We start from the raw sequence: 5,772 nt of genomic DNA, 5'->3' as shown, positions 1-5,772 counted from the left end.
GGACTTCATCGGCGAGAACGGCAAGATCACCCCGGCCCGCCTGACCGGCACGCGCTCGCACTACCAGCGCCAGCTCGATACGGCCATCAAGCGTGCGCGTTTCCTCGCGCTGATGCCGTACACCGATCAGCACAAGCACTAATCGACGCGAATAAGGAGAACACACAATGCAAATTATTCTGCTCGAGAAGGTCGTCAACCTGGGCAACCTGGGCGACGTGGTGCGCGTGAAGGACGGTTACGCACGTAACTTCCTGATCCCGAACAAGCAAGCCCGCCGTGCCACGGCTTCGGCGATCAAGGAATTCGAAGCACGCCGCGCCGAGCTGGAAAAGCTGGCCGCTGAAAAGCTGGCTGCTGCCCAAGCCGAAGGCGAGAAGCTGAACGGCCTGACGCTGCAACTGTCGCAAAAGGCGGGTGTGGACGGTCGCCTGTTCGGCTCCGTTACCAACCACGACATCGCTGACGCGCTGGTCAAGCAAGGCTTCCAGGTCGAGAAGGCGCAAGTGCGCCTGCCGAACGGCCCGCTGAAGACCGTGGGCGACCACGCTGTCGTCGTGTCGCTGCACACCGATGTGGCAGTCGACGTGAACGTGTCGGTGCTGGGCGAGGCCGCCTAAGCACGTAGGCTGCACCTCGCGGCGATCGGGTAACCGGCCGGCGCGAGTGAAGAAGGCAGGGACGAAAGTCTCTGCCTTTTTTGTTGTCTTTTGTCTGTTGTTTGTCTCAGGGGCCCCGATTGAAGACCGAGCAGCGCCGCTATAATCGCGCCATGAACGCGCCCTCCGATCCCCAGCTCGATTCCCTCAAGGTGCCGCCGCACTCCATCGAGGCCGAACAATCGGTGCTCGGGGGGCTGCTGCTGGACAATGCCGCCTGGGATCGCATCGCCGATTTCATCAACGAGCACGATTTCTACCGCTACGACCACCGGCTGATCTTCCACAACATCGGCAAGCTGATCTCGCAGGCCAAGCCGGCCGACGTGATCACGGTGTACGAGCAACTGCAGGTAGCGGGCAAGGCGGAAGAGGTGGGTGGTCTGGCCTACTTGAATGCGCTGGCGCAGAACACGCCGAGCGCGGCCAACATCCGGCGCTATGCCGAAATCGTTCGCGACCGCGGCGTGCTGCGCCAAATGGTGACGATTGCCGACGAGATTTCCGCCGGCGCCTTCAATCCGCAGGGCCGCGACGTGCGCCAACTGCTGGACGAGGCCGAATCCAAGGTGTTTGCGATCGCCGAAGAGGGTGCGCGCGGGCAGAAGGGCTTCCTGGAGATCCAGCCGCTGCTGACGCAGGTGGTCGAGCGCATCGACGAGCTATACCACCGCGACAACCAGAGCGATATCACCGGTGTGCCCACGGGTTTCGTTGACCTCGACCGCATGACCAGCGGTATGCAGGGCGGTGACCTGATCATCGTGGCGGGTCGTCCGTCGATGGGTAAAACCGCCTTCTCGCTGAACATCGGCGAGCATGTGGCGGTGGAGCAGGGCCTGCCGGTGGCGGTGTTCTCGATGGAAATGGCGGGCACGCAGCTCGCCATGCGTATGCTGGGTTCGGTCGGTCGGCTGGATCAGCATCGCCTGCGTACGGGCCGCCTGCTTGATGAGGACTGGCCGCGCCTGACGCACGCCATCCAGAAGATGAATGACGCGCAGCTCTTCATCGATGAAACACCTGCGCTCAACCCAATGGAGTTGCGCGCGCGCTCGCGCCGGCTGGCGCGTCAGTGTGGGCAGCTTGGCCTGATCGTCATCGACTACATTCAGCTGATGTCGGGTTCAGGCAACGGTGAAAACCGCGCGACCGAAATCTCGGAAATCTCGCGTTCGCTCAAGGGTTTGGCCAAGGAGTTGAATTGCCCGGTGATCGCGCTGTCGCAGCTGAACCGAAGCCTGGAACAGCGCCCGAACAAGCGCCCGGTGATGTCCGACTTGCGGGAATCCGGCGCTATCGAACAGGATGCCGACGTGATTCTGTTCATCTATCGCGACCAGGTTTACAACCCGGATTCTCAGGACAAGGGCACCGCCGAAATCATCATCGGTAAGCAGCGTAACGGCCCGATCGGTACGGTTCGCCTGACGTTCCTGGGCGAATACACGAAGTTCGACAATTTCACCGGCGGCAACGCCTTCTTCGACAACGACACCTGACACCCTGTCGGGCTTGTCCGTCTGTTATGCGCCACAAGGTTGCACCCTCGGCGCACCGGTTGCTCCGGTAAAATATTGCACCTTGATGACAGCGCCGGCCGATTTGGCCGGCGTTGTCTTACCCGTTTTCGCGTTTCCCGTTTCCAAGGATCATCATGTTCGGTCGCTTCATGCCCACCGAAGGCAAGTTTTTCGAATACTTCAATGAGCACGCCGAGTGCGCCGTCAAGGCGGCCCACGCGCTCAAGGAGCTGGTCAACGACTTGCCCAATGCTGAAATGCATGCGCGCAACGTGCAGAACATCGAGAAGAAGGCCGACCGCATCACGCATGACACGGTCGAGCTGCTGCACAAGACCTTCATCACGCCGCTGGATCGCGACGAGATCCACAAGCTGATCACCACCATGGATGACATCCTCGACCTGATGGAGGATGTGTCGCTGACGATTTCGCTGTATGACGTGACCAACGTCACGGACGAAGCGCGCCAGCTCGCCACCATCTGCGTGGCCTGCTGCGAGGAAGTCCGCAAGGCGGTGGCGCTGCTCGACGACATGAACAACGGCCGCAAGATCCTGACCATCGCGCAGGAGATCGACCGCCTCGAGTCCGAGGCCGACCGCGTGATGCGTGCCGCCATGGCCAAGCTGTTCCGCACCGAGAACGACATCAAGCTGCTGATCAAGCTCAAGGCGATCTACGAACAACTGGAGAGCGTCACCGACCGTTGCGAGGATGTGGCCAACATCATCGAAGGCATCGTGCTCGAGAACGCCTGACGAGACGACGCCACATGCATACGCTTCAGATCAGTCTCTGGGTGGTCGTGCTGCTGGTGGCACTGGCCATCGTCTTCGACTTCATGAACGGCTTCCACGATGCGGCCAACTCCATCGCCACGGTGGTGTCGACCGGCGTGCTCAAGCCGCAGCAGGCGGTGGCGATGGCCGCGGCCTGCAACGTGATCGCCATCTTCATCTTCCACCTCAAGGTGGCCACCACGGTGGGGCGCGACACCATCGACCCGTCCATTGTCGACCACTACGTCATCTTCGGGGCCCTGGTGGGCGCCATCGCGTGGAACGTCATCACCTGGTACTACGGCATTCCGTCGAGCTCGTCGCATGCGCTGATTGGCGGGCTGGTGGGTTCGGCGGTAGCCAAGTCGGGCACCGGCTCGCTGGTCGCCAGCGGCCTGCTGAAGACCGTCGCGTTCATCCTGATTTCGCCGCTGCTGGGCTTCATCCTCGGGTCGATCCTGATGGTGGCGGTGTCGTGGCTGTTCTTCCGCACGCCGCCTTCCAAGGTGGATCGGTGGTTCCGGCGGTTGCAGCTGCTGTCGGCGTCGCTGTACAGCCTGGGCCATGGCGGCAACGATGCGCAGAAGACCATCGGCATCATCTGGATGCTGCTGATTGCCGGCGGCTACGCTTCGGCCACGGCGAGCACGCCGCCCGTGTGGGTCATCGTCTGCTGCTATGTGGCGATCGGCCTGGGCACGCTGCTGGGTGGCTGGCGCATCGTGCGGACGATGGGTCAGAAGATCACCAAGCTCAAGCCGGTGGGCGGTTTCTGCGCTGAAACTGGCGGCGCGCTGACGCTGTTCTTCGCCTCGGCGCTGGGTGTGCCGGTGTCGACCACGCACACCATTACGGGTGCCATCGTTGGCGTGGGCTCGGCGCAGAAGGCGTCGGCGGTGCGCTGGGGCGTGGCGGGCAACATCGTGTGGGCGTGGGTCTTGACGATTCCCGCGTCGGCCTTCATGGCGGCCATCGCGTGGTGGGTCGGTCTGCATCTGCTTTAAGCCGGACGCCCGCCGAACCAAACGAAACGCCCACCATCCGGTGGGCGTTTTGCATTGGCGCCGTCGCGTTACTGCGTGGCGAAGCGGGCGATCGGATCGTCGTCCGTCGGCGGCGCGGCAAGCGGTGCCGTGGCGCGTATCGGCATCGGGCTGGCTGATGCAGCGCCGCGTGCATGAGCCAGTGCGCCGAGCGGATCATCGTCGATGGAACGGGCGGGGGCGGCCGGCGCCGCAGCAATCGCGGTGACGCCCGGCGCGGCTGGCACCGGTGAGGCGGGCAGGTCCGGCAGGTTGCTCACAGCCACCACGCGGCGCGCCCCCATGTAGCGGCTCGCCCAGTACGACTTGGTCATGTCTTCCAGGCGTACCGTGCCACCGGTGGCCGGGGCATGCACGAAGCGGTTCTGCCCGACGTAGATGCCGACGTGCGAGTTCGGCTGGCCGGTGGTGTTGAAGAAGACGAGGTCGCCGGAGGCCACGTCGCGGCGCTCGAGCGATGTGCCGCGACGGCCCATCTCGGCCGCCGTGCGGGGCAGGTTGACGGAGGCGGCGCGCTGCACGACATAGCGCACCAGGCCGCTGCAGTCGAAGCCGCTGTCGGGCGTGTTGCCACCATAGCGGTACGGCGTACCGACCAGCGCCATGGCTTCGATGGAGATTTCTTCGAGACCGGCGCTCGGATCGTTGATCGGCGCCCCACGCGTGCGCAGGCCCGGTGTGCCGCTCGACGCGGTGGAGCGGGGCGGCGTGGAGGAGCAGGCGGACAGCAGGCAGGCCAGCGCGATGACTGTGATGCCTGTCCACTGCGTGCCCCCGCGCGAAGAACCGTACCGGTTCAGCATGGGCGATCAGAAAAGTCCGGATAGCTCGCATGCTATGCGCCCCGCACAGGAAAGCCAAACCGCGTGTTGGCGAGGCGCAACGCCAGACGCGGTGCGGGTCCGCCTGGGCGGACCCTGATACGGCGCCGGTTACCAGTGCAGTTGAACGCTATGCGTGCTGCCGGTCTGCACCGTTACGCGCTTGGTCGCGCCTTCATACGTGGCGATGATGTTGTAGCTGGCCGGCGGCGCCTTGATCAGGCAGCGCGGGCCATCGGCGCGGAAGTTCGCGACCTCCTTGCCGCCGCGCATGATGTGGACATCGACATCGGCGAGGTATTCACCGCGCGGGCCCTGCGTGAAGAGCAGAGACAGGTTGTAGTTGCGCGCTTCTGCATTCAGCGCCTGTTGTTCATCTTGTGCGACGCCGCCGCAGAGGTAGCGGATCTGGCCGGCGGTCTGCGGCGTCATGTTGCCAAGCGCGGCAGACGCGCCTGCGGACAACACCAACGCCAATGCGACCAGCGGCCACGTCGAGCGCCTGTGGGGCGTACGGGACTGCGGGTTTCGCTGCACATGCATGATCAGGCCTCCTTTCAAACAAGGGGTACCTGAGAGTAAGCAAGAAAAAGGCCGCGCAGTTGCACGGCCCTTGTGGCACAACGGTTGGCGGCTAGACCATCTGCCGCCTTGTCTCGCTTACAGCACGTCCGATGCGTGATCCGCCAGGCGCGAGCGCTCGCCGCGCGCCAGCGTGATGTGACCGCTGTGGCTCCAGCCCTTGAAGCGGTCCACCACGTAGGTCAGGCCCGACGAACCCTCGGTCAGGTACGGCGTGTCGATCTGGGCGATGTTCCCCAGGCAGACGATCTTGGTGCCCGGGCCCGCCCGCGTGACCAGCGTCTTCATCTGCTTGGGCGTGAGGTTCTGCGCCTCGTCGATGATCAGGAACTTGTTGACGAAGGTGCGGCCGCGCATGAAGT

At 63.9% G+C, this 5,772-nt stretch carries 8 protein-coding genes; 5 read left to right on the top strand and 3 right to left on the bottom strand.

Annotated features, from left to right (window positions below; all coding sequences use genetic code 11):
- The 5 genes from rpsR to QZ609_RS23790 form a co-directional block, all read left to right on the top strand.
- Positions 1-142: 30S ribosomal protein S18 (gene rpsR / locus QZ609_RS23810; protein ID WP_295500130.1), on the top strand; the 142-nt coding region annotated here is incomplete at its 5' end.
- A 25-nt stretch (positions 143-167) separates the two neighbouring features.
- Positions 168-620 (top strand): 50S ribosomal protein L9, encoded by a 453-nt coding sequence (gene rplI, locus QZ609_RS23805; protein ID WP_295500128.1) that lies wholly within the window; start codon positions 168-170, stop codon positions 618-620.
- Positions 621-772: 152 nt separating this feature from the next.
- Complete coding sequence (locus QZ609_RS23800; protein ID WP_295500126.1) at positions 773-2,161, top strand: replicative DNA helicase; 1,389 nt, start codon at positions 773-775, stop codon at positions 2,159-2,161.
- A 155-nt stretch (positions 2,162-2,316) separates the two neighbouring features.
- On the top strand, positions 2,317-2,943 hold the full coding sequence (locus QZ609_RS23795; protein WP_295500124.1) for a DUF47 domain-containing protein: 627 nt from the start codon (positions 2,317-2,319) through the stop codon (positions 2,941-2,943).
- 14 nt (positions 2,944-2,957) lie between these two features.
- Positions 2,958-3,968 (top strand): inorganic phosphate transporter, encoded by a 1,011-nt coding sequence (locus QZ609_RS23790; RefSeq protein WP_295500122.1) that lies wholly within the window; start codon positions 2,958-2,960, stop codon positions 3,966-3,968.
- 68 nt (positions 3,969-4,036) lie between these two features.
- Here QZ609_RS23790 and QZ609_RS23785 read toward each other — a convergent pair whose 3' ends face one another.
- The 3 genes from QZ609_RS23785 to QZ609_RS23775 all read right to left on the bottom strand — a co-directional run.
- Complete coding sequence (locus QZ609_RS23785; RefSeq protein WP_295500120.1) at positions 4,037-4,810, bottom strand: C40 family peptidase; 774 nt, start codon at positions 4,808-4,810, stop codon at positions 4,037-4,039.
- 129 nt (positions 4,811-4,939) lie between these two features.
- The gene (locus QZ609_RS23780) at positions 4,940-5,371 is read right to left on the bottom strand and encodes a hypothetical protein (protein ID WP_295500119.1); all 432 of its coding nucleotides are present in this window, start codon (positions 5,369-5,371) and stop codon (positions 4,940-4,942) included.
- A 117-nt stretch (positions 5,372-5,488) separates the two neighbouring features.
- Positions 5,489-5,772: PhoH family protein (locus QZ609_RS23775; protein ID WP_295500117.1), on the bottom strand; the 284-nt coding region annotated here is incomplete at its 5' end.

This window comes from uncultured Ralstonia sp., assembly GCA_913056305.1.
Lineage (GTDB): Bacteria > Pseudomonadota > Gammaproteobacteria > Burkholderiales > Burkholderiaceae > Ralstonia.
The sequence above is the reverse complement of the archived record's forward strand: the minus strand, read 5'-3'. Positions and strand labels throughout refer to the sequence as shown.